The 24,017-nt window shown below is 41.1% G+C and carries 23 protein-coding genes and 1 pseudogene; 8 read left to right on the top strand and 16 right to left on the bottom strand.

Annotation, left to right across the window (positions count from 1 at the left end):
* The first annotated feature begins 162 nt into the window (after nucleotides 1-162).
* Nucleotides 163-2,385, top strand: coding sequence for a PAS domain S-box protein (locus HZA77_07470; protein ID MBI5375258.1), 2,223 nt, complete (start codon nucleotides 163-165; stop codon nucleotides 2,383-2,385).
* Here HZA77_07470 and HZA77_07465 read toward each other — a convergent pair.
* Together HZA77_07465 and HZA77_07460 are read right to left on the bottom strand one after the other, a co-directional pair.
* Nucleotides 2,382-3,200, bottom strand: coding sequence for a tryptophan synthase subunit alpha (locus HZA77_07465; protein ID MBI5375257.1), 819 nt, complete (start codon nucleotides 3,198-3,200; stop codon nucleotides 2,382-2,384). The two genes, HZA77_07470 and HZA77_07465, sit on opposite strands and share 4 nt — an antisense overlap.
* A gap of 279 nt (nucleotides 3,201-3,479) precedes the next feature.
* Nucleotides 3,480-4,058, bottom strand: a complete 579-nt coding sequence (locus HZA77_07460) for a tetratricopeptide repeat protein (protein MBI5375256.1) — start codon at nucleotides 4,056-4,058, stop codon at nucleotides 3,480-3,482.
* A 188-nt stretch (nucleotides 4,059-4,246) separates the two neighbouring features.
* Between HZA77_07460 and rplM the strand changes: the two genes are divergently transcribed.
* The 3 genes from rplM (at nucleotide 4,247) to HZA77_07445 (ending at nucleotide 6,165) form a co-directional block, all read left to right on the top strand.
* Entirely contained in the window at nucleotides 4,247-4,687 is a 441-nt protein-coding gene (rplM, locus tag HZA77_07455; protein MBI5375255.1) for a 50S ribosomal protein L13, read from the top strand.
* A 20-nt stretch (nucleotides 4,688-4,707) separates the two neighbouring features.
* Entirely contained in the window at nucleotides 4,708-5,103 is a 396-nt protein-coding gene (gene rpsI / locus HZA77_07450) for a 30S ribosomal protein S9 (protein MBI5375254.1), read from the top strand.
* Nucleotides 5,104-5,409: 306 nt separating this feature from the next.
* Nucleotides 5,410-6,165: a hypothetical protein gene (locus HZA77_07445; protein MBI5375253.1), complete on the top strand. Its 756-nt coding sequence runs from the start codon at nucleotides 5,410-5,412 to the stop codon at nucleotides 6,163-6,165.
* A gap of 45 nt (nucleotides 6,166-6,210) precedes the next feature.
* Here the strand turns inward: HZA77_07445 and HZA77_07440 are convergent, their stop codons facing one another.
* The 5 genes from HZA77_07440 to HZA77_07420 all read right to left on the bottom strand — a co-directional run bounded on the left by HZA77_07440 (nucleotide 6,211) and on the right by HZA77_07420 (nucleotide 10,538).
* Nucleotides 6,211-6,486 (bottom strand): helix-turn-helix transcriptional regulator, encoded by a 276-nt coding sequence (locus tag HZA77_07440; GenBank protein ID MBI5375252.1) that lies wholly within the window; start codon nucleotides 6,484-6,486, stop codon nucleotides 6,211-6,213.
* On the bottom strand, nucleotides 6,483-6,839 hold the full coding sequence (locus HZA77_07435; protein MBI5375251.1) for a type II toxin-antitoxin system RelE/ParE family toxin: 357 nt from the start codon (nucleotides 6,837-6,839) through the stop codon (nucleotides 6,483-6,485). Before HZA77_07435 ends, HZA77_07440 begins: the two co-directional genes overlap by 4 nt.
* A gap of 403 nt (nucleotides 6,840-7,242) precedes the next feature.
* Complete coding sequence (gene rodA / locus HZA77_07430; protein MBI5375250.1) at nucleotides 7,243-8,358, bottom strand: rod shape-determining protein RodA; 1,116 nt, start codon at nucleotides 8,356-8,358, stop codon at nucleotides 7,243-7,245.
* A gap of 16 nt (nucleotides 8,359-8,374) precedes the next feature.
* Nucleotides 8,375-9,370 carry a signal recognition particle-docking protein FtsY gene (ftsY, locus tag HZA77_07425; protein MBI5375249.1) on the bottom strand — a complete coding sequence of 332 codons (996 nt, stop codon included), beginning with the start codon at nucleotides 9,368-9,370 and terminating at the stop codon, nucleotides 8,375-8,377.
* Between the two features lie 25 nt (nucleotides 9,371-9,395).
* Entirely contained in the window at nucleotides 9,396-10,538 is a 1,143-nt protein-coding gene (locus tag HZA77_07420; protein MBI5375248.1) for a pyridoxal phosphate-dependent aminotransferase, read from the bottom strand.
* A gap of 330 nt (nucleotides 10,539-10,868) precedes the next feature.
* Between HZA77_07420 and speD the strand changes: the two genes are divergently transcribed.
* Nucleotides 10,869-11,342, top strand: a complete 474-nt coding sequence (gene speD, locus HZA77_07415; protein MBI5375247.1) for an adenosylmethionine decarboxylase — start codon at nucleotides 10,869-10,871, stop codon at nucleotides 11,340-11,342.
* A 61-nt stretch (nucleotides 11,343-11,403) separates the two neighbouring features.
* On the opposite strand, the gene HZA77_07410 is transcribed toward speD, so the two are convergent.
* Together HZA77_07410 and HZA77_07405 are read right to left on the bottom strand one after the other, a co-directional pair.
* Nucleotides 11,404-11,901, bottom strand: a complete 498-nt coding sequence (locus HZA77_07410) for a hypothetical protein (GenBank protein MBI5375246.1) — start codon at nucleotides 11,899-11,901, stop codon at nucleotides 11,404-11,406.
* Entirely contained in the window at nucleotides 11,894-12,205 is a 312-nt protein-coding gene (locus HZA77_07405; GenBank protein MBI5375245.1) for a UPF0175 family protein, read from the bottom strand. The genes HZA77_07410 and HZA77_07405 overlap by 8 nt, the downstream gene beginning before the upstream one ends.
* Before the next feature lie 113 nt (nucleotides 12,206-12,318).
* On the opposite strand from HZA77_07405, the gene HZA77_07400 reads away from it, so the two are divergent.
* Complete coding sequence (locus HZA77_07400) at nucleotides 12,319-12,522, top strand: hypothetical protein (GenBank protein ID MBI5375244.1); 204 nt, start codon at nucleotides 12,319-12,321, stop codon at nucleotides 12,520-12,522.
* A 55-nt stretch (nucleotides 12,523-12,577) separates the two neighbouring features.
* On the opposite strand, the gene elbB is transcribed toward HZA77_07400, so the two are convergent.
* The 7 genes and pseudogenes from elbB to HZA77_07365 all read right to left on the bottom strand — a co-directional run bounded on the left by elbB (nucleotide 12,578) and on the right by HZA77_07365 (nucleotide 20,654).
* Nucleotides 12,578-13,243 carry an isoprenoid biosynthesis glyoxalase ElbB gene (elbB, locus tag HZA77_07395; protein MBI5375243.1) on the bottom strand — a complete coding sequence of 222 codons (666 nt, stop codon included), beginning with the start codon at nucleotides 13,241-13,243 and terminating at the stop codon, nucleotides 12,578-12,580.
* A 55-nt stretch (nucleotides 13,244-13,298) separates the two neighbouring features.
* Nucleotides 13,299-14,741, bottom strand: a complete 1,443-nt coding sequence (gene gatB, locus HZA77_07390; protein ID MBI5375242.1) for an Asp-tRNA(Asn)/Glu-tRNA(Gln) amidotransferase subunit GatB — start codon at nucleotides 14,739-14,741, stop codon at nucleotides 13,299-13,301.
* A 6-nt stretch (nucleotides 14,742-14,747) separates the two neighbouring features.
* The gene (gene gatA, locus HZA77_07385) at nucleotides 14,748-16,187 is read right to left on the bottom strand and encodes an Asp-tRNA(Asn)/Glu-tRNA(Gln) amidotransferase subunit GatA (protein MBI5375241.1); all 1,440 of its coding nucleotides are present in this window, start codon (nucleotides 16,185-16,187) and stop codon (nucleotides 14,748-14,750) included.
* Between the two features lie 74 nt (nucleotides 16,188-16,261).
* Entirely contained in the window at nucleotides 16,262-16,549 is a 288-nt protein-coding gene (gatC, locus tag HZA77_07380; GenBank protein MBI5375240.1) for an Asp-tRNA(Asn)/Glu-tRNA(Gln) amidotransferase subunit GatC, read from the bottom strand.
* A 250-nt stretch (nucleotides 16,550-16,799) separates the two neighbouring features.
* Nucleotides 16,800-17,309: pseudogene (locus tag HZA77_07375) on the bottom strand (ORF6N domain-containing protein).
* A 155-nt stretch (nucleotides 17,310-17,464) separates the two neighbouring features.
* A complete protein-coding gene (locus HZA77_07370; protein ID MBI5375239.1) occupies nucleotides 17,465-18,139 on the bottom strand; it encodes a methyltransferase domain-containing protein in 675 nt (224 codons plus the stop codon).
* A 1-nt stretch (nucleotide 18,140) separates the two neighbouring features.
* On the bottom strand, nucleotides 18,141-20,654 hold the full coding sequence (locus tag HZA77_07365) for an AAA family ATPase (protein ID MBI5375238.1): 2,514 nt from the start codon (nucleotides 20,652-20,654) through the stop codon (nucleotides 18,141-18,143).
* A 193-nt stretch (nucleotides 20,655-20,847) separates the two neighbouring features.
* On the opposite strand from HZA77_07365, the gene HZA77_07360 reads away from it, so the two are divergent.
* Complete coding sequence (locus HZA77_07360; protein ID MBI5375237.1) at nucleotides 20,848-21,717, top strand: phosphate/phosphite/phosphonate ABC transporter substrate-binding protein; 870 nt, start codon at nucleotides 20,848-20,850, stop codon at nucleotides 21,715-21,717.
* Nucleotides 21,714-24,005: a response regulator gene (locus HZA77_07355; protein MBI5375236.1), complete on the top strand. Its 2,292-nt coding sequence runs from the start codon at nucleotides 21,714-21,716 to the stop codon at nucleotides 24,003-24,005. The genes HZA77_07360 and HZA77_07355 overlap by 4 nt, the downstream gene beginning before the upstream one ends.
* Nucleotides 24,006-24,017: the final 12 nt, after the last annotated feature.

Genomic DNA, 24,017 nt, shown 5'->3' with positions numbered 1-24,017 from the left:
ACAAGATTATCCAAAATTGGAATTCGAAAAACTTTGTATAGATAGATTACTTTTTAAGTTTATTCAAGAGAATCAACAGAAAAAAACTGAAGTAACTAAGCGGAGTGTCGAAACACCAAACCTCGGGTTGGTCAGTATATTAATTAAGAGCAAGTTAAACTTATGAATGAATTTACTTTTATCTTATTTTTAGCATTCCAGGTTTTCTTGGGGACCTATGTTTATATTTCAAATCCTGAAGCTAAAGAAAATAAACTTTTCAGTTTCTGGGTTGTTTCAAATATCATTGTTTCTATTATAAGATTATATTGGCAGACCATTCCTTTCCAGAACACCAACTCCATTCTTGTCCCTATATATATTTCAATATTAATGATTTCAAACAGCCTGATAAGTTTTCTGGTTTTCGTAAGTTTATTCTGCAAAAGATATGTCCATAATAATAGATATATATATCCCCTGGCCATATCATCCGGATTAATATCAGCACTGATATTCCTCGACTATTTCAATGGATGGGGATTGATATCCAACGGCATAACAAAGGACGACTTTTCCTATCCAATAATGAACGGGAAAATGTTCTTTATTGTCCCGGTTGTAATGTGCCTTGCCTATGCCATGATTTTACTGGTAGGTATAAAAGCAGTCTGCGAGAAGGACAGGAAGGATAGAGGTAAAATAGCTATAGTACTGATGGGGATTTTTACAGTTTTCATCGCAAATACTTTATCTTCTTTTCCCTATAAACTTACAACGCGCTGGGTAGCTCATCTTTGTGAATTGCTGCTTATTATAATATTTTCCTATTACCTTGAAAAAAACGAGCTGTTTTCTTTTACCCAGTTTGCCCTTGATAAGACTTTCAACAGCCTCGATGACCTTTTTATCATAACTGACAAAGATGGTAAAATCGTCAAAATAAATCAAAGTGCTCTGGCATTGTTTAATAACGGTTATTCAAATATGCACAGTTTGAACATTTCTGATTTTTTTTCTGCTATTAAAAACACCCATAATGAAAAAATCATTCATGAGATTGAATGTTGCTTGAAAAACCAGAAATGCGACTCCTGCTCATATGAACTCCAGACAGGAAATAAGCATTATTATCTTTCTGCATCAAGGATAAAAGATGATAAGAAATTTTATGGTTTTAATATATTTGGAAAAGACATTACCCCTATAATCGAATCAGAAAAGCAAACGGAGAAATCAAAGAATTATCTTGAAAATATAATAGAAGCTTCAGTTGACTGCATAATGATTACTGACAGCAAGGGAATTATCGCAAAATGTAACGAAACTGCACAAAAACTTTCCGGATACAGTAAAGATGAGATTTTAGGAATGCGCCCAATGGATTTTATCCCGGCCGATGAAAAATATTATATAGAAGGAGCACAAATAATCGAGAAGCTCCTCAATAACAAAGAGCCGGCAATATGGGAATCTGCAATTCAGACAAAAAATGGAGATATAATCCCGGTAGAATGGAGTTTGAACTATTTTTATGATGAAAATGGGATTATAATGGGAAGCATAGGGATTTGCAGAGACCTTAGAGAAAGAAAGATGCTGGAATCACAGCTTATGCAGAATTCCAAGCTTGCCGCCCTGGGGCAGTTATCTGCAGGCATTGCCCATGAGATAAACAACCCTCTTGCCGGTATTCTTGGTTACAGCCAGTACCTTCATAAAAAAATAAGTGAAAATACAGAATCCGGTCTAACTAAAGAAGAACTGGAAAAAATCGCTGAAAGAATGAAAGGCCTGGAAAAGGAATCACAGAAATGCAAACAAATCATTGAAAACCTCTTGAAATTCTCAAGACCTGCTGACAAAGGAGATAAGGGAGTTCTTTACCTTAATGATGTCATTAATGAGACTTTAGAAGTAATTGAGCACAACCTCTTCATAAAAAGAATAACGGTAGAAAAACACTATACAAATGATATCAAAAAAATATACGGCAACAATTTTGAGCTGCAGCAGGTTTTTACAAATCTGTTTATGAATGCATTGCAGGCAATGCCTGATGGAGGAACAATTACAGTTTCTACCGGTAATGTCCCTCATACCAATCAAAATGAAGAAATGGTTTATGCATGCATCAATGACACCGGAGAAGGTATTGATAAAGAACATCTTCAAAAGATATTCGATCCATTTTTTACTACTAAACGTCCAGGCAACGGGACAGGCCTTGGGCTTTCAGTTAGCTATGGTATAATTAAGAAGCATGAAGGCAATATTGATGTAGTTAGCGTAAAAGGAACAGGCACGGTTTTTACTGTTACTTTCCCGGCTTCTGAAAAAAATGAATTTAATACACTAATCCATTCCGGCTCTTCAGATTTACATGTCGTAAATCAAAGATTCTAAACAGACTCCTTCTTTGCTTCCAGATATATCCCGGAAACTAATTGTTTCGTAAATTCACCGACTCTCTTAACAAGCGAAGGATTATCCAGGTTATTCTCAATTACCTTTATAATGGCACTACCCACTATGACGCCTTCCGCCATTGAAGCAACCTGGTTTACCTGTTCAGGAGTAGAAATTCCAAAGCCCACGCAAACAGGAGTTTTTGTAACTTTTTTAATGTCTTTAATGTTTTTACTTAATTTAAAACTTAAGCTTGCCCTTGCCCCTGTAACACCTAAAACGGAAACATAATATATGTAGCCGTGACTTGCCTTGCTTACCCTTTTTATTCTTCCATGATTGCTTGTAGGAGCAAGAAGAAATATTGTGTCAAAAAAATACCTCTCTGCTATTCCGATAAAATCATCTGCCTCATCAGGAGGAAGATCAGGTACAATTATCCCATCTACTCCTGCTTCCTTAAAATCACGAATGAAACGTTCAATGCCATATTTAAGGACTGGATTAAAGTAAGTCATTATTACAAGAGGAGTAACCATTTCTTTTTTGATAGATTTCAGCATTTCGTAAATCTTCTTAACAGTCGTTCCGCTGTTAAGCGCCCTTACCCCTGCCTTCTGGATTGTCGGACCATCAGCGATTGGGTCTGAAAATGGAATCCCAAGCTCTATAATATCAGAACCACTTGACTGTAACTCAAGCAGCAGTTCTTTTGTGATATCCAGGTTTGGATCGCCTGCTGCTATATATGGAATAAAGGCAGCTCTTCCTTCTACTTTAAGATCGTTAAACTTTTCAGTTAGTCTGCTCAACTTGTATAATCCTCCGGATGTAATGCAACTTGTAATAAAACATCTAAGATTTTATGGAAAAAGTGTTGCCTTGCACTAATATGTGGCAAATCGTATCTAACTCTGAAATTACATGAAACTTAGGCATGAATTCCACCAGATAATCACAGGATTTACACAGGTTCTGGGGATAGTTAAATCTATTTTTTAAGAGCATATCATCCATTTAATATCAATACGTTAATAGCATCAACATAATCCATTAGTTTTAACCTGCGAATAGAGGGAATCTATAATTGATTATTTACCGATCTTTCCGGCAATATCCATAAGCAGCTTCTGTATCTCTCCAGCCCTCTGATCATTTGGAGCAATCTTTAAATATGACTCCCAAACTTCTTTTGCTTTGGGATAATTCTTAAGGTCATAATAATAAACAACTCCAGCATTATACCGTGAATTTACATGCATTGGATTTGACGCAGCAGCCTTTTCAAATTCCTGTACCGCTTTGTCATAGTTGCCCATATTTCTGTAACAGATGGCAAAGTCTGTCCTTACATCAGCATCGTTAGGTATCTTCTCAAGTGCCTTCTCGTACTCAGTAATAGCTTTATCAAACTGACCGTTGTCAAAATAAGCGTTCCCAAGCTGAACCCTTAACTGCGAATTCTCAGGATCAGTCTTAATAAGTGATTGAATATGGTCTATCACCTGTGCAATCTCCTGTGAAGGAACTGAAGGGCCTGAAGGATTAGCAGGTGCTTCCATATTGGTTATATCTGTTTCCGTGCTTTTAAAGTATCGTGGGATAGTTACAGCTGCCAGTATTCCCATGACAAATGCCAATATACCTACTACTATTGTTTCTGTTTTCATTAAAAGCTCCTTAAAAATGGACTTATGTCAAAAAAATCCGCGAGAACAATAAATTGTTAACTACCTCAAAAAAAGTTATAAGTCGAGATGAATTTGATATCTTAAGAGCATTAACCCCTTGACAAATATCTATTACAGATATAAATAGCGTCAAACAAATTAGAAACTTATTTTAGGAATTACTTATCATGACTAAGGCATATAGAACAATTCTGGCAAAAAAAGAAGAAGTTGAAAGAAAGTGGTATGTTATAGATGCTCAGGACAAGGTATTAGGCAGGCTGGCAGCAAAGATTGCAGTAATACTGATGGGGAAAAACAAACCAATTTATACACCTAGCGTTGATACAGGGGACTTTGTAGTGGTAATCAATGCAGAAAAGATAAAGCTTACAGGCACTAAATGGGATGATAAGATGTATTATCATCATTCTGGATGGATAGGCGGACTTAAGGAGTTGACAGCAAAAGAGATGCTTGTAAGACACCCTGAAGATATCATAACTCTAGCTGTTAAAAGAATGCTGCCAAAGAACAAGCTCGCAAGCGTTATGCTAAAGAAACTCAAGGTTCATGTTGGTCCGGAACATTCTCATCAGGCACAATCACCTGAACAACTTGAAGTCTGATAACAATTAAGAGGAGCAGAATTTTGGAGACACTTTCTTTTTACGCAACAGGCAAAAGAAAAACCGCAATTGCAAGGGTGTGGTTAAGACAGGGTAATGGAATAATAAAAGTAAACAGGAAAAAGTTTGAAGATTATTTCCCAACAGAAAGCTTAAGGTCAATGGCTTTAAGTCCCTTCAAATCATTTCCAGAAAAAGATAATTATAATCTTCTTATAACAGTTCGCGGCGGCGGCGTTTCCGGTCAGGCAGCAGCAGTAAGACACGGGCTTGCCAGAGCGCTTGTAAACTTCGATGCAGCTTTGAGGGGCCCTCTTAAAAAAGAAGGGATGCTGACACGTGATCCCCGTGAAGTTGAACGTAAAAAATACGGCCGTCCGAAGGCTAGGAAGAGGTTTCAGTTCTCGAAACGTTAAGTTTCAATTTATCAATTCAGAAAGCAGCACTGTATTATTTCAGTGCTGCTTTTTTTATTTCATGCGGATGCAATATTTGGTGTGATGCTTTGTCAGCGTCCGGTTAGCAATCCTCACATACAGAAAGTATGCTCCGGTATGCTAATCCTCCGCTTCCTCGCCTGCCACTCAAATCTCGCATCCTTAAAAAATGTTATTCCATGTTTGCTTCAGATAATCCAAGTATTTTGGAACAAACAATGAAAACTAACAAATTGAAATGAATGTCAATTTTTGTTAGCATCAAAAAATTGATTTTAGAGTATTATGGATAACGAATATATCAAACCACTGAGAGAAGTTAACTCTGCATGTATCTTACCGGATAACCTTGATACTACAGTTTGGCGTTATATGGATTTTTATAAGTTTGCTTCGCTGATAAAAGATTCTGCACTCTACATGAGAAGGGCTGACCTATTAGAGGATAAATTTGAGGGAACTTATTCAAGACAACAATTGCTTGACGATAACGATTGGCTTAAGTCTCGTGGCTATCCAGATCTTATTAATACAGAGGAAAAATCTAGGACTAAGAGGAGAAAGAGTGTTTATATCAGTTCTTGGTGTGTCAATGACATTGACTTAGACCTTATGTGGAAAGCGTATGCAAGAAATCCACCAGGAATAGCAATCAAAAGTACAGTTAGAGCTTTACAGCGGGCATGTGACAATGACAAAGCAATTGAGTTTTGGCCACTGGATATATCAAGTGTAAAATATGTAAATCATGCAGGAGGTCAATATCTCAATTATCCTGGAATCCCAGAGATTTTTTTTACCAAAGATATTCATTTTCGTCTCGATAAAGAATTGCGAATTGTCTGTTGGCAACCCCGTAGTGAACCAACTCCAGAGTATATTTTATTGCCTGTTGTGCTTTCTGATTTAATTAATTGTATTGTTGTAGGTTCGAAAACTAGCGAGAAACAGATTTTAAACATTAAAGAAATTTTAGACAACGCTGGACTCAATACAACGCCTATTGAGTTCTCTCGATATGACAGAGAGCTAATGGAATAGCGATTCAGAATTCCTTATAGACAAGCTTAAGGTAATTCTATTTTCTCATGCAATCTTTACCTGCAGGTGTTTGCCTAAGGCTTCAGCGACACGCTCTAATGTTGAGAGTTTAATGTCTTCTGCGTGATTCTCAATCCTTGAAATTGCAGTTTTTTTAGTTTTAAGCCTGCGTGCAAGCTCTTCCTGCGTAAGTCCTGCTGCTTCCCGAGCCTGACGGAGAATAACACCAACCTTAAACTGCTCATACCCCTCATCAAATCCTTTGGCAAACTTCTTATCCTTCTTTTTTCTTTCAATTATATATTTTTTCAAATCACTCATGTTTTTGATCTCCTTTTTAAATAATCTTTTCTATACGATTCTGCCCTGTCAATTTCAGACCTTGGAGTCTTCTGTGTCTTCTTCATAAATCCATGTGTCAAAACAACCACAGAGTTTCCATCAAAAAAACAAAATACACGGCAGGCATTTGAGCCGAATTGTGTCCGGCATTCCCAAATTTCTTCAGTGCCAACCAGTTTCTTAAAATAAACAGAAGGCACAACATCCAGGTCTTCCATCAAACTGAGAACCCATGCTACCTTTTGCGCAGATTTACCAGGCAAAGAATCAAGAAAATCCTGAACCGGGCATTTCCCGTTAGGTGTTTTGTAAAAAACAATATTCCGTTTCACAAAACATGGTTAACATACACGTTAACTTATTTCAACAATTTTCTGGATCCCGGGTCAAGCCCGGAATGACAGAATTTTTCAGTCCGTTCGGGGAACGGACCCTACATTTTTTTCTATCAAAGGCGGCAAGGAAGAATCTGTATATTTGTTATTGGCGAATTCGGAATTTGGATGGCAGACGCGAAAGTGGACGGCGAGCATACCGGAGTGTACTTTTCTGTACATGAGGATTTGCGAGCTGGTCACTTACAAAGCATCACGCCAAAGCCCGCATTCGCTATCCGAGCCCGCAGTCAAAAGTAGACCGATGCGGCAAGAAGAAAGCGACGCAGTCGTACTTTTCTGTACGTCGAGGAGCTGACGACGAAGCCAACGAAGGTATACGAATGAATGAGGGCTCGGCCTATCGCATGTAGCGGTGAGAACGTATGCTGAGAATAAGCCCCACCGCCCCCATAGTCGTAATCATCGCCGACCCCCCATAGCTAAAGAACGGGAGCGGAATCCCCACAATTGGCATAAGCCCAATAATCATTGAAATATTAACTATTATCTGGAATGTAAGCATTGCCGCAACCCCAAAAGAAAGAAGTGCGGCACTCTTGTCACGCGATTCGCACGATGTCTTGAGAAAAAGGAAAATCAGAGATGAGAAGAGTAAAATTACTGCAGCTACTCCGACAAAACCCCACTCTTCAGCAAAAACGGAAAATATGAAATCAGTGTGGCTTTCAGGGAGAAATCTCAACTGTCCCTGGCTCCCATGCAGATAACCTTTCCCCCAAATTCCGCCTGAGCCGACTGCAATTTTTGATTGTATTATGTTATAACCGCTTCCGCGCGCATCGCTTTCAGACCCTAGAAGCATGAGAATTCTCTGTTTCTGATAATCCTGAAGGAAAAACCACATCACGACTGCACTCGCCGCAAGAGCAAATAAACCGCTTATAAACACTCTTTTTTTCAAACCTACTAAGAGAAGATAGGCAAAAAATATTGCCAATACAGAGATCGCAGTTCCAAGGTCCGGCTGAAGGAGTATGAAAAGAAAAGGTATTCCGGTGAAAATGCCCGGCATTAGAATATCTCTGAATGAAAGGGCTTCATTCTTTTTAATATCCGAGAAATATCTCGTAAGCACAATAACAAGAGCAAGCTTTACTGCTTCAGAAGGCTGAAGACTGAAACCTCCTATTTCAAGCCAGCGTCTTGACCCTGACCTAACTGCCCCGAATATGAAAACCATAATTACCATAAGAACCACGACGCCGTAAATTATATACGCCAATTTAACTACAACGTGATAATCAAGAAGGGCAAGACAGAAAGCAAGAGCTAACCCGAACCCGAACCATATGAGCTGCTTTTCCCAGTAATTATCTGCTGAAGGAAACAGTTTTATCCCGGCAAGCTCGGGCATATAAGAAGAGCTGTATATGGTAGAGATCCCGGCAGCAGCAAGTATGACTACAACAAGAAGGATCTTCCACTCAAGATGTGAGATTAACTCTTTAAACAATTTTAACCACTCTTAATCAGTCAAAAAGTGCTTCTGCAAATAAACGGCCATCGAAGGGCTGTAAGCTGTCGATATCCTCGCCTACGCCTATGAATTTGACAGACACACCCATCTCTCTCACAAGCGGCACAATCACTCCTCCCTTGGCAGTCCCGTCAAGCTTGGTCATGATAACTCCAGTCAGCCCGATTTCATCCTTAAACATCCGTGCCTGTGAGATTACATTCTGCCCTGTCGTGGCGTCAACAACCATTATTATTTCGTGCGGTGCATCAGGCATGGCTTTTCCGATGACCCGTTTCATTTTTTTTAGTTCTTCCATTAGATTTTTCTTAACGTGCATTCTCCCTGCCGTGTCAACTATCAGAACATCCACACCGCGCGAAACTGCAGATGCCACGGAATCAAATGCCACAGAAGAGGGGTCTGCACCTTCTTTGCCTTTAACCACTTCAACCCCTGCCCTCTCCCCCCATATTTCAAGCTGTTTGTCGGCAGCAGCTCTGAACGTATCTCCGGCAGCAAGCATCACCTTCTTGCCGTCATTGAGGAACCGCTGTGCCAGCTTTCCTATGGTAGTTGTCTTTCCCACTCCGTTGACACCGACAATCATTATGACATAAGGCTTTGAGCCGGTAACATCTATATGTCCTTCATAGGAAGAAAGCATTTCTCCAAGTTTTTGTTTTAAATAAGATTTGACCTTGTCCGCATCTTTTACATTTTCCATCACCACATATTTTCTAAGCTCTGACACAAGCTGGTTTGCTGTGACTGCGCCGATGTCGGAAAGCACCAATATCTCCTCAAGCTCCTCATAAAACTCATCATCCAGCACTCTGCCCGGAAAGATCACCTTCTCTATCTTTGATGCTATCTCCCTGCGTGTTTTCTTAAGACCTTCCTTTATCCTTCCAAAGAAACCGTTTGCGGCAGGCTCATCATTTTCAAGAATCCCGTTCTGCTTTACCTCATCATCTTTATCTTTTCTTCCAAAAATCTTATTAAACATCTCTCTGTTCAACCTCCTCTTTTGCTCAGATTGCGCTCAGATACTTTTTAATTCTTTCCATCCCCTCTCCTATATTTTCAATGGAATTTGAATAGGAGAACCTTATATATCCTTCGCCGTTAGAACCAAAATCAATTCCCGGAGTGACCGCAACACCTGCTTTGTCCAGAATATCAAAAGCAAACCTGTAGGAATCACTCGTAAATTTTTTTGCGTTTGCAAAGACATAAAATGCGCCTGTTGGCTCTACTGTGATTCCAAAGCCAAGCTCTCTCAGCTTACTTATCATAAATTTTCTTCGGGTATTAAGCGTCTCTACCATTTTTTTAACATCCTCACCAGCATCGCGAAGCGCCGCGATTCCCGCCCATTGCGCAAAGGCAGAAGCAGATATGAAAAGGTTCTGCTGGAGCTTTTGCATGGGGCGCAAAAATCGTTCCGGTGCAATCACATAACCTAGCCTCCATCCCGTCATAGCATATAGTTTTGAAAACCCGTTCACGACAAAGGCATTGTCAGTGACTTCAAGTATGCTGTGTTCCTTCCCTTCATAAACAAGTCCGTGATAGATTTCATCAGAAATAATTAACCTTCCCATCGCCGCCACATCTTCCATCTCCTTAATCCCGATTATACATCCGGTTGGGTTGGAAGGAGAATTCAGCATTATTGCCTTTGTTGCCTGGCTCAGCTTCTTTTTTATTTCCTGAGGTCTGTAAGTGAAACCATCATCTTCATAAATATTCACACAGACCGGAACACCGCCTACAAATTTAACGAAATTCGGGTAACAGGAATAATACGGATTGGGAAGTATGACTTCCTCCCCGGTTTCAAGCATGGCTCCGAAGATAAGAAGCATTGCGGGAGATGTTCCTGAAGTGATTATCACTCTTGCCGGGTTAACGGAAACACCATACTTTGAATGATAATCTTCTGCAACGGCTTCCCTGAGCTCGATCAATCCCTGACTATGCGTGTAATGGGTCTCCCCGCGGCGGATCGCACTTATACCAGCTTCTGTTGCAACTCGCGGAGTATCAAAATCAGGTTCTCCAACTTCAAGATGGATTATGTTTTTTCCCTGCCGTTCCAGTTCTTTGGCACGTTCTAAAACATCCATCACGATAAACGGAGTAATTTCTTCAGCTCTTTTGGAAATAGACATGCTATTAACTCTTCCCTTTAACTTAAGCTTATCTCAGGCTGATTAGCAGCTATCATGAACAGATTTTCAAGTCAATGGACATGAACCTGAACAAGAGTTTTTTTGGCGCCAAAAAACTTTTTTTGCTCAAAATCATTTTTTACTTCACATCCTGAAAACACTTTCTGTTATAATTATAAAAATTATGGGGAAAGTGATGAATTTTTTATTGACATTGAGAGAGAATCATTTAAACAGCACTTCTCTTTTCTCATTTTTTTTGTATGGACCCGGAGAACTTGGTTCTCCGCTTTTAACCAATTCACAATTTTTCTAAGGAGGGGTGAATAGATGGTAGGATTCGGACCGCATCTTACCCTTGATGGTTACGGCTGCAGCAGGAGAAAGCTCGAAGATCTGGAGCTGATATATTCTATCCTGGAAGAGTTTCCGTCAAGTATCGGTATGACTAAAATCATGCCACCCTATGTGTTTAAGTACAATGGATTGAAAGCTGAAGACTGGGGTATTTCTGGGTTTGTGCTAATCGCCGAAAGCCACATCAGCATCCACACTTTTCCATGTAAAGATTATCTTAGTCTCGATATCTTCTCATGCAAGCTCTTTGATGTGGAAGGGGCAGTAAGCTACATCACCAATGTTTTTGACATCAAGAAATTCGACAAGAATGTCTTTGAGAGAGGTCTTGAGTTCCCAAAGGACATCGGATTATCAACAAAGGTTGTGAACGAACAGAGAAGAAGGATTCTGCCTTTCAGCGAATTCCAGAGTCAAAAGAAAAGCGTAAAAGACAAAAAGGGTTAGCTGGGAAAAAACTTTCAGCAAAAGGAAAACCCCTTCCTGCGCAAGGAGGAAGGGGCTTTTTTTATGGAATGTCTTTTATGGAATTAACCGGCGAATAAAACCCGCAACCAATCATTCTGTTTAATATTGAATCTGCCTCTTTTAGAGTAATATTTTTTACATTCACAGCCTTTTTAAGAATACCAAGTGTGCCAGTAAGTTTCACTTTCAAGTAATTTGCTTCATATCTTGCAGCCTTGTCATCACAGGCAAATACAAGCTCTCTCGTCTTTGCAACGGCAATGCTCGATGCTTCACCAAGACCAAGCGAAATGGAAAGTGATTCAAAAAGATTTTTTTCTTCTTTTCCACTTAAAGCTATCTCCTTAATCCATCCATCTCTTACAGCATTTCTTATTTCTGCAAGTTCCGTATAGCCTTTTTGAAACCCCTTCAAAATTTCTACTGAAACAAAATCTGTAATATAAGAAGTATTTGCATAGATGCTTTTAACAATATTAAATGAGTCTGAAAGTGCAAAATTGGAAAGCACACAGCAGTCAAATATAACTTCAGGCATTTGCAAAATCCCGGGATATTTCTTTCATGTCCTGTACATTAAGAGATATACCTTGTTCTTTTAAATAGGTTCTTGCACTGATTGGATCAATACCTAAAACCTCAGAAAGTTTTCCAAGACTGATAAATCCTTCAGCATATGACTTAACTGCAACTTCTCTTCTCTCTCTCAATGCATCCGTCTTCATGTAAGAAATATCAACCGCTTTTCTCACAAGCTCGCCGAGAGTGCTCCTGTTTTTTTTAGCATGGAGCGTCAATTTCTTATGCTGCTCATCACTAAGTATAATATTAGTCCTCTTCATAGCTTCCTCCTATATGTGTAGCTATATACACATATTATATTTATGTTTTTCAGATAGTCAATATATTTGCGGAGCACAATAAAAAAGGCAAAAGAATTGAAAAGGGATATGTTATGCAGGAACATGAAATGGCTTGGCAGTTCCGCTTTGGCACTGAACAGCAGGTGCCTGCCGCGGAACTGCCAAGCCATCAAGTTACCTCAGATATTTTCTTCGTGAATACGAGATGCAGTATATTATCTGGCAAATTTAAGTTTTGGATGGAAGACAAGGAAGTAGACAGTGAGCAATACCGGAGTGTACTTTTCTGTACATGAGGATTTGCGAGCTGGCTACTGACGAAGTATACCGCCAAAAATTAAATTTGCCCAACTAGCAGAGGGCGAGGACTTCGTTAACGAGCTTCTCCACCCCCTCATAAACCTGCGATATTCTCGTCGCCATCATATAAGCCGGTGTTGAAACTATCTTGTTCACCCTGTCAACGTGGAATCCGGTCACAGGACATTCGAAGTTGATACTGCCCATCTTCTCGATATTAGCACCCGTAGCCTTGTCTGTCCCTATTGTGAGTTCCGGTTTTTCTTTTTCCCCTTCGAATGCTTTTGCAACGATGACAGGTGTTATGCAGATTGCTCCAAGAGGTTTCTTAGCGCGGACAACTTCCCTTATGAGCCTTGCTACGTCAGGATTAAGTTTGCACTTCTCCCCGTCAAAGGCATAAGTCGAAAAATTCTTGGCAGAGCCGAACCCGCCGGGAATGACAAGTGCATCTATGTCAGAGACTTTCACATCTTTTATATTCTTAATATTGCCGCGGGCAATGCGCGCTGCCTCAACAAGGACATTACGCGTCTCGCCTTTCGCTTCCTGTCCTGCAAGATGATTTATAACATGATGCTGCGGAATATCGGGAGCCATGCAGATTATCTCTGCACCCGCCTTGTCAAGGGCAAGCATGGCGGAAACAGATTCATGTATTTCAGCCCCGTCATAAACTCCGCATCCTGAAAGAAGCAAACCAACTCTCTTTGCCATTGTCAGTTCCTCCTTAATTTAAAAATGAATTTAAAAAAGAGTTTTAAAAAGGCTTCTATTTGTTTTTTAAAGCCTCAAGCTTCTGCTTCATTATGGTGTTCACCATCGCAGGGTTTGCCTTTCCCCCTGTCTGTTTCATCACCTGTCCCACAAGGAAGCCCATAACCTTGTCCTTGCCGCTTAAATACTGTTCAACCTGAACGCTGTTGCCTGCAATCACCTTTTCAACGGCAGACTCAATGGCAGAGCTGTCGCTTACCTGCTCAAGCCCCTTTTCTTTTATCACATCTGCCGGGGATTTTCCGCTTCTGTACATCTCTTCGAAGACTGTTTTCGCAGCAGTGCCGCTTATCACACCTTTGTCAATTGAAGTCAGCATTGCCGCAAAATCCTGCGGTGTCACCTTCAGGTCTTTTATGTCTTTTCCTTCTTCATTCAGCAATCTCAGCAGTTCCCCCATTACCCAGTTGCTCGCTTTTTTACTGTCAACATAAATGGAAACTACTTTCTCATAATAATCAGCAAGCTGTTTTGATGAAGTAAGGACTCCGGCATCATATTCCGGCAAATTATATTTTGAGATGAACCGCACCCTTTTTTCAGCCGGCAGTTCCGGCAGAGATGCCTTAGCCTGAGACAGCCACTCATCGCCGATCTCCATGGGAACAAGATCAGGCTCGGGGAAATATCTGTAGTCATGGGCCTCTTCCTTGCTCCTCATTGACAAAGTTATCCCCTTCCCTGCATCCCAAAGGCGCGTCTCCTGAACTATCCTTCCTCCATCATCAAGGACATCTATCTGCCTTGTAATCTCATACTCAAGCGCCTTCTGGAGGTTCCTGAAGGAGTTCATATTCTTAAGTTCAGTTTTCGTACCGAGTTCTTTTTGTCCCACAGGTCTTACAGATATGTTTGCATCGCACCTAAGACTTCCCTCTTCCATGTTGCAATCGCATACCTCAAGATATAAGAGTACGATCTTTAGCTCCGTAAGATATGCCTTAGCTTCTTCAGGCGAGCTTATATCAGGCTCGCTTACAATCTCCATTAGCGGAACACCCGTCCTGTTAAGGTCCACATAGCTTCCGCCAACAACGCCCTCATGGATGTTCTTGCCGGCATCCTCTTCCATGTGAACCCTTGTTATCCCAATTCTTTTTTGTTTACCGTCAACGGATATATCAAGATAGCCATGCTCTGAAAGAGGTTCCTCGAATTGCGAGACCTGATAATTCTTAGGAAGGTCCGGATAGAAATAGTTCTTCCGCGCAAACCTGCTTCTGTTATTGACCTTGCAATTTAGGGCAATAGAAGTCTTTAATGCCATGTTAACCACTTCCTTGTTTGTGACAGGGAGCACTCCGGGCATTCCGATGCATACCGGACAGGTCTGCGAATTAGGCTCTGATCCGAATTGGGTAGAGCATTTGCAGAAAATCTTTGAGCGCGTCAGCAACTGCGCATGAACTTCAAGTCCTATTACTGTTTCGTATTGCATAATTGTCTATATCTCCGGCTTCCTGTCTTTTATTCCTAATGCCTGCTCTGCGGCATAGGCAGTGCGAAGCACGTTAACTTCATCAAAATGTTTTCCAATAATCTGAAATCCCACAGGAAGGCTCTTCCCATCAAACCCGCAGGGCATTGACAGCGCAGGCACTCCTCCAAGATTCGCTGAAATGGTGAATATATCTGAGAGATACATCTGCAATGGATCGCTTGCCTTCTCGCCGATTTTAAATGCAGTAGTCGGCGCAGTCGGAGTCGCAATCACATCAACGGTTTTAAAGGCATTGTCAAAATCCTGCTTTATAAGCGTCCTTACCTTCTGCGCCTTCCTGTAATATGCATCATAATAGCCTGAGCTTAATGCGTACGTGCCAAGCATTATCCTTCTTTTCACCTCTGCGCCAAAACCCTCTGCCCTTGTCTTTGAATACATGTCTATCAGGTCTTCTGCTTTCTCAGTCCTGTAACCATATTTTACTCCGTCATAACGGGCAAGGTTCGACGATGCCTCGGCAGTGGCAAGTATGTAGTATGTGCTTATGGCATAATCAGTATGCGGAAGAGAGATTTCAATTAGTTCGGCTCCCCGTTCTTCCAGCTTCTTTATGGCAAGCCTGACGTTTGCCTCCACCTCAGCGTCTAGCCCTTTTATAAAATATTCTTTCGGAACCCCCACTTTCATTCCCTTCATGTCGCCTGTAAGTCCTGCGGTATAATCAGGTCTTTCAAAGGGAACAGAAGTTGAATCAGATGGATCGTAAGCTGAAATGACATTCATCATTATTGCGCAGTCGCGGACATCCTTTGTCATGGGACCTATCTGGTCAAGTGATGATGCAAACGCCACAAGCCCGTATCTTGATACAGCGCCGTAAGTAGGCTTTAGTCCAACTATTCCGCAGAATGACGCAGGCTGTCTTATTGAGCCTCCTGTGTCAGAGCCTAAAGCTGCTATACATTCGTCTGCCGAGACACTTGCCGCAGATCCACCGCTTGAGCCGCCTGGTGCGCGTTCAATATCCCATGGATTTCTTGTGGTATGAAAGGCTGAATTTTCCGTTGAAGAACCCATGGCGAACTCGTCGAGGTTAGTCTTTCCGCAGATAACTGCACCTGCGCCAATGAGTTTCTTTGTAATAGTTGCATCATATGGAGGATAGAAGTTTGACAATATCTTAGACGAGCAGGTCGTCCGCTCCCCTTTTACGCACATATTGTCTTTAAGTGCGATTGGTATCCCTGAAAGAATCCCCTGCGGAACGCCATTCTTTATCTGCCTTCTGGCATATTCTTCAAGGACTGTGACATAGGCTTTTATCTTGCCGTCAACTGATGAGATTCTCTCCATGACTGAGCTTAAAAGTTCCGACGGAGATATTTCCTTTTTGTCGAGAAGTGTCCTTAGCTCCCAGATTGTCTTATTGTATAATGCCATAATAATTAGATCCTTTTAAACCACAGAGGTCGCAGAGTAATATTTTTTCTCTGTGCTCTTAGTGGTTCATTTTCTCACTCGATTATTTTTGGTACTTTGAAAAATCCATTTTCCTGCACCGGAGCATTTTTGAGTGTGTCCTCTCTTGGAAGCGACACTCCAACCTCGTCGGGTCTGAACACATTCTTCATGTCAATGACGTGCGATGTAGGTTCAACTTGCGAGGTATCAAGCTCGTTCATCTTCTCAATGTAGCTGATAATGGAATCAAGCTGGCTTGTAAGTTCTTCAATCTCTTTACCGTCGAACTTCAGCCTTGCAAGCTTTGCAACATGTTCAACATCTTTAATAGTTAATTTCATCAAATGCCCTTAAATATAAATAATAATGAAGTCAGTTTTATAACCGTCATCGGTTATGATTTCAAGGGATTTTTATCATTTCCAAACGAGTGTACCAAGTGTTGCCTTGCTTAATTTCTTTTCCGCTTACTCTGTTTTGGTTTTTCCGGCGCAGTGGGAAAGAGGCATTAATAAGCATCTCCCTTACACCGCCAATGGTCAACTCCAGACAGATAAATATGTTTCTTCTTTACCATATACTTTATAAGTTTCACTTTTCTCTCAAAAAGCCTATTTTCCTTTTGGGTCTTTCCGGCGGAGACATCAATTGACGAATAGCATCGAAAACTACCTTAAATTGTGTATCATACTTCTTCTCAAGCGTCTCTATCTTTCGTGCAAGTTCTTTATGAGTGGACAACATCTCCCGCAATTTAACAAAAGCTCTCATAACTGCTATATTTACCTGGACCGCTCTTTTACTGCGAAGGACACTTGAGAGCATTGCCACCCCTTGCTCTGTAAAAGCATATGGAGTTGCACGACGAATACCACCCCAACTTGAAGTCACAAATTGTGACTTCAAGTTTATAAACTCCTGATTCGTAAGTTGAAACATAAAGTCTTCTGGGAATCGCTCAATGTTACGTTTAACAGCCTGTATTAAAACTTTCGGTTCAACATCTTAAAGCTCAGCAAGGTCTATGCTCAACAAAACCCTATGCCCTCGAATAGTATGTATTTTGCCTTCTATTACTTCTTGCTGCACAATAAGCTCCATAATTTATCTCTCCATTTATTTTCTTGCTGTCAGCCACCTACAAGTCAGCTTTCCGATATGCATTTTAAGTGTAAATAAATCTAAAATTATTCAAATTGGCAAGAAAATATTTGCAGGAAAGTATTAGATTGAATCTTTATTTGTTTGGATTGTCGTTACTTCGCAAACACCAGAAAATACTGGTAGGGCAGGAAATAGAAGTCTGCGTAAAGTTTGAATCCTGCATCGGTTATCTCTTTTACAATATCTTCACGCGCAATCCTCATCGAAACCGGAGGACCCTCCGGAGTTTCCCTCTTCTGGAAATCCACTATGACAAGCCTTCCGCCAGGCTTAAGGTATTTCATCAGGAGACTAATATAGGCATCTCTATTCCCAATATGATGGTATGTATCGCAAATAAAGATTAGATCAACCGACGCTTCAGGGAGCATCGGGTCATCAGGTTTGCAGAGGACAGGGGAAACATTATCAAGTTTTTCTTTTATCACTCTTTCACCGAGATAATCTATCATTCCCTTCTCAATGTCGCAGGCGTAAACCTTACCATTTTTACCAACTGCCTTTGAAAAAAATCCTGTAAAATATCCCGAACCTGCCCCTATATCTGCAACAACATCTCCATCCTTTATCACGAGTGATTCAACAACCCTTTGAGGCATCTGCCATGTCCCGCGGTCAGAGCTTTCGAGCATCTTTATATAACCATCCAGAGAGCGAGGCGGGTGTTCAGTATTGTGAATTGACTGCTGGGCAAAAAGTGGACATGTCAACAATGTAAAAAAGCTTACTGTGATTACTGCAAACCATAGCGCATATCTTTTTCTCATTTCAGCCCTTTCTTTTTTTGTTTTGGGTGCCTCCTCTAACCGGCTCATCATCCTTATCATTCTTTTCTGCATCACGCGGTTTCACACTCTTTGCAAACTTCTTAAGTTTCTCGTATATAAAATAATTTATTGTATCTTTCTCAAATGTCCCATCTTTCTTTTTTCTCCCTGCTTTAACGCCTGTGAGTATCTCAATCCCCTGCTCTATGTTATCAACCGCATAAATGTTAAACTTCCCTTCTTCAACTGCTTTTACAACATCATGCCTTAACATCAGGTCATTGACATTGCGCCTCGGGATCATCACTCCCTGCTTGCCGTTAAGCCCTTCCTTCCCTCCAAAAGATACACAGACATCGAAAAAACCTTCTATCTTCTCATTCACGCCGCCTATGGGCTGGACATCGCCTTTCTGGTCAACCGAGCCGGTCACGGCTATGCTCTGTTTTATGGGAACATCTGAAAGGCTTGAAAGCAGAGCATATAATTCAGTGCTTGATGCGCTGTCTCCGTCAATTCCGCTGTATGACTGCTCGAAGCAGATGCTTGCATATAGATTCAACGGCATATCCTGTGAGTATTTCTCTCTCAGATAACCGGTAAGGATCAAAACTCCCTTGTCATGCGTGCTTCCGCTTAGTTTAACTTCTCTCTCGATATTGACTATCCCTCCCTGCCCCACCGAGACTGCTGCGCTTATGCGGGAAGGCTTGCCGAAGGAATAAGCCCCCATTGAATAGACAGCAAGGCCATTCACCTGCCCCACTTTCTCACCTTCGCAATCTATGATGATTATCCCTTTATCTATCATCTCCTGTATCTTGGTCTGCATGAGGTTGTGTCTCTCTATGGTGTTGTCTATCGCCTCATCAATATGGACTGCCGTTATTATCTTGTCCCCTTTCTGTTTTCTCCAGTAATCTGCCTGAAGGAGAAGGTCTTCTATCTCGCTGAACCGCGTTATCAGCTTTCCTCTTGCCCCTGCCCTTCTCACCCCGTATTCGATTATCCGTTCAAGGGCATCAGTCTTTAAACCTGCAAGGTTTTTGTTACTGCACATCTTTGCAACGACAGAAAGGAAAAGAGTGATGTTCTTATTGTTAAGATCCATCTGCGTGTCAAACTCAGCCTTTATCTTGAACACCTTCCGGAAATCCTCCTCGTAGCTGTACAGGAGTTCATATATCTCGCTGTCGCCGATCATGATGACTTTTATGTTAACTTCGATTGGCTGAGGTTTTATGGCAAGCGACTCCATCTGGAAAATCGAGGGAGTTGACTGGATATCGAGCTTTCCTGTCTTAAGCACTCTTTTTAAAATAGGCCAGACCATCGGGTTCATAAATACATCATTCGCATTCAGTACAAGATATCCTCCGTCCGCCCTTAAAAGCGAGCCAGCCTTTATATTCATGAAACTGCTGAACCACATCCCTGAACGGGAAACATCTCGCTCGATAGTACCAAAAAGGGTCGCGACTGTCGGAGACGGCTCTATTATTATTGGACAGCCTGCGTCTTTAGAATTGGTGAGAAGAAGGTTGATATCATATTTAAGAAAAGGGTTTATAGGAACCTCTTCCGACATCGATATGGGCATTGCTGCTTCCTGCTGCTGGCGAGTCTCCTGCGCAGATTTAAAGAGCTCTATGTCGTTCAATATGCTTTCTTTCAATTCATGAAGATACTCATTGACGCAGTATTCATGTCTTGTCTCCCTGACCTCCTCAAGCATACCGTCAATAACATGGACACAGCTTTCTCTTTCTATTTCTTTTAACCTCTCACCCAGCTCCATGTTGAGTTTTGTTATTTTATTAAATATCTTTCTCAGCCCCTCTTTTAACTCAATGTATCTGCCTTCCATTTTTTCAAACTTCGCGCTTTCAATTTTCCCTTCATCAGCCATGGCCTCTACATGGGAAATGGGATAAGGCTTGCCGTCTATCATAAACAAAAGGTCCGGGACCGTCATCTGGCCTAGCTGCACCTGTCCGATAACAAATCCTTCACTCTTAATGTCACTATCAAACTGGTTAAAAATCTTTTTGTTTTCCTCTTCAAATTGTTTTGCAACCTGCTGTTTCCTTTTTACTATGCTTTCGCCCTCGAATATCTGTGAAAGGTTTTTCCTTAAAAACGAGATGATGTCCTTCATAGATTTCGCGAATTTCGCGCCTTCACCGGCAGGCAATGTGATGAGCCTTGGATGGTCATTGTCCTTGAAATTATTCACATAAAGGCGGTCAAAAAGAGGTCCGCATTTTGGACGCATCTTTTCAAGGATTTTTCTGACAGTTGTCCTGCGGCCGGTACCGGTAAGTCCGGTCACAAAAATATTATATCCGGAGCTGTAAAGCTCAAGTCCGATTTTAAGCGCCTTAAGGGCGCGATCCTGCCCGATTGTTCCTTCAGCCGGCTCAAGTTTTTCAAGCCCCTCGAAGTTGCCCCCTTTAAGATTACATTTCCAGTAAAGCTTGTCTTTCGAAAGCCTGTATTTTGCGGGAATTGTCATTAATCATCCCTCCTTGTCTTTTTTTATACAATGGAAGCCTCGAAATGTCATCCATAAATGATTTTTGATAGCATTAAGACCATTAAAATATTTTATATGTGACATCTATAAGCAGAGAGGATATTTTTGTTTTTTTTATAATTTGGTTATGTATAATAATTTTCATTTTTTCATAAAAATAAAAGGAGTTCAGATGTACCGGATAATTGCAGTTATAATGATTTTTCTTTTTTCTGGCGTATCATATGCAGCCGAACTCAGGATCGGACTCATACCAGAGCAGAATGTTTTTAAACAGAGCGAAAGATACAAACCTATCGGAGATTACATAGAAAAGAAAACAGGTATAAAAGTGCAATTCACCATTATTTCCCGCTACGGCAACATAATAGACAGGTTTAAGAGCGAGAAGATGGACGGCGTTTTTTTCGGGAGCTTCACAGGAGCCATGGCAATCAGCATGCTAGGTGTTGAACCTCTTGCAAGACCAGTGAATCTTGACGGCACGTCAACCTACCGCGGCTATATAATTGTAAGGAAAGACAGCGGAATAAAATCAGCACCCGACATGAAGGGGAAAAGACTGGCATTCGTAGAAAAAGCAACAACCGCCGGATATGTATTCCCCATGGCATACTTCAAGGAGCACGGCATAAATAACATTGGAACCTACTTTAAGGAATATTATTTCGCCGGAAGCCATGATGCTGCAATAGATGCAGTTTTAGACGGTAAGGCTGATATCGGCTGTGTAAAACATTCAATGTTCGACCGTGTATCCCGTGCTAATCCAAGGGTTGCAACTGAGCTTATCATCATTGCCGAATCACCTGATGTGCCTTCAAACGGTCTTTGTGTGAGAGGAGACCTTGATGAGAGCATAAAGAAGAAGCTTCATGACACATTAATCGGAATGGACAATGACCCTGAAGGGAAGAATGTGCTTGGCAAATTTGAAGCCATAAAATTCATATCTACGACTAAAGATGACTATGCTCCTGTTTTTGATATTGCGCTGAAAGCAGGGATTGATATAAAAAATTACAACTACAACAACGAATGAAAAAAAAGATTTTTTTATCTCTCTTTGCCGTTTTTTTGATTTTTTCAGCCGGAGCGGTTATTGTAACTCTTTATATCAAGAACACTACTGCATCGCTCAGCTCTCTTTTAAAACTCCATGAAATAGAACACTTAAGGCAGGACCTCGTGATAAACATACAGACTGTTCAGTCGGACCTTTATACTGTTCGCACCCCGCTTGCGCAGAACCTTGATTCCATCATAAAAAACGTTACTTCTCTTGATAATGCTATTAACAACTGCAGTTCATGTCATCATTCGACTGAGATAACAAATAAGATTGAACAGATACAATCGCTCTGTGATGAATATAAGAATGAGCTGAGTTTTTATATCACCGCCTCTGCCAACATGGAACGGATAGACAAGCTGAAAATGGATGCCGCTGAAGTTGGCAACAGGCTTCTTTCCCTCACTCAGGAAATGACATTTAATGCAAGCAACAGGCTCCAGCAGATGACATCAGAGGCATTGATAAAAATCGAGGATGCAAAAATAATTCTTTTTGCAACTCTTATATTATCATCACTGCTTATCATATCAGTATCAGCATACCTTATCAGGTTTATCACGCGTCCGGTGTCTGAACTGCTGAATGCTACCAGGATGATCGCGTCAGGGAAACTTGGGTTTACCATCGATTATCAGGACAGCACCGAGTTCGGCGAGCTTGCCAGGAACTTCAACACCATGAGTGTCGCGCTTAAGGAGAGCTATGACAGCCTGCATGAACAGCAGCAGCAGATTGCAGAGAGTGAACGAAAATTCAGGACACTTTCCGAATTCGCCTATGACTGGGAATACTGGATAAATGAGAAAAAGGAAATAATCTTCATGTCCCCTTCCAGTGAAAGAATAACCGGATACAAGCCGGAGGAATTCATCGAGAATCCCAGACTCATAAATGAGATACTCCATATAGAGGATGCAGATACCTACAGAAAGCACCTTGCGAGCTTTGACGGTCCCCAGCATGAGACAATGGAATTCCGCATAATTACAAAAGACAGCGGGACCAAATGGATTTCCCATATCTGCAGCCCCATATTCACCGGCGATAAATTCCTTGGAAGGCGCGTAAGCAACAGGGACATTACCGACACTAAAAGGCTTGAGGAGCAGCTTATCCAGTCGCAAAAAATGGAGTCTCTTGGGCTTCTGGCAGGAGGTATCTCTCATGGGTTTAACAACCTTCTGACTGTTATAATCGGCTATACGAATTTACTGGAAAAAGAGCTTGAAGGCGGCAACGAAAGGATAAAACGCTTTATCGGCGAAGTGCTAAGTGCCTCAGAAAGGGCGCAAAACCTGACATCAAGCCTGCTGGCATTCAGCCATAAACAGATAATAAGACCACAGAGGATAAACCCAAATGATGTAATAAAGAACATATCAAAGCTCCTTGAGAACATAATAGGCACTGATATCGAACTAATAGTGAACTGTTCAGATTCGGATTTCCTTATATTTGCAGACCCTCATCAGCTTGAGCAGGTCATAATAAATCTCGTGACAAATGCCAGGGATGCAATGCCAAACGGAGGAAGACTTGCAATCGGGACAACACCAGTTATACTCAATGCCGAATATACATCCAAGTTTAATTCAAAACCCGGATTATATGTAATGCTGTTTGCAAGCGATGCAGGGTCAGGAATAGAAAGCAAAGCCCTTCCGCATATTTTCGAGCCTTTTTTCACGACCAAAGAGGATAAGGGAACAGGGCTGGGGCTTGCCATTGTTTACGGCACGGTAAAACAGCATGGAGGATTTATAGATGTGTATACTGAAAAAGGATGGGGAACAACCTTTAAGATATATTTGCCTGTGCTTGAAGAATTCAAAGGCAAAGCCTATGACGAACCCGGGCTTTCGAAATTCCAGGCTGATTTCAAGGGGAATGAAACAATACTCATAACAGAAGATGAAAGTTCTGTGAAAGGTTTTTTAAAAGACGTCCTCGAAGTTTACGGTTATAAGGTCATTCTCGCCAATGACGGACTTGAGGCTGTCAAAAAATATAATGACAATAAGGGCTCAATTGATATGGTTATCCTGGATGTGGTTTTGCCAAGGAAAAACGGCAAAGAGGTTTATGATGATATAAAGTCCGTTGACCCTGAAGCAAAAATTCTTTTTGTGAGCGGCTACACACAGGACATTCTCACTTCAAAGGGGATATATGAAGAGGGTCTTGATTTCATACCAAAGCCGCTCCATATGCGAAACCTCATGCTGAAGATAAGGTCTATTCTTGACCGGCAATAATTATAACCAATA

The organism is Candidatus Schekmanbacteria bacterium (assembly GCA_016219965.1).
In the GTDB taxonomy this organism is placed as follows: Bacteria; Schekmanbacteria; GWA2-38-11; order GWA2-38-11; family J061; genus JACRJM01.
Note: the sequence above shows the minus strand (reverse complement) of the source record. Positions and strands in the feature narration are given on the sequence as shown.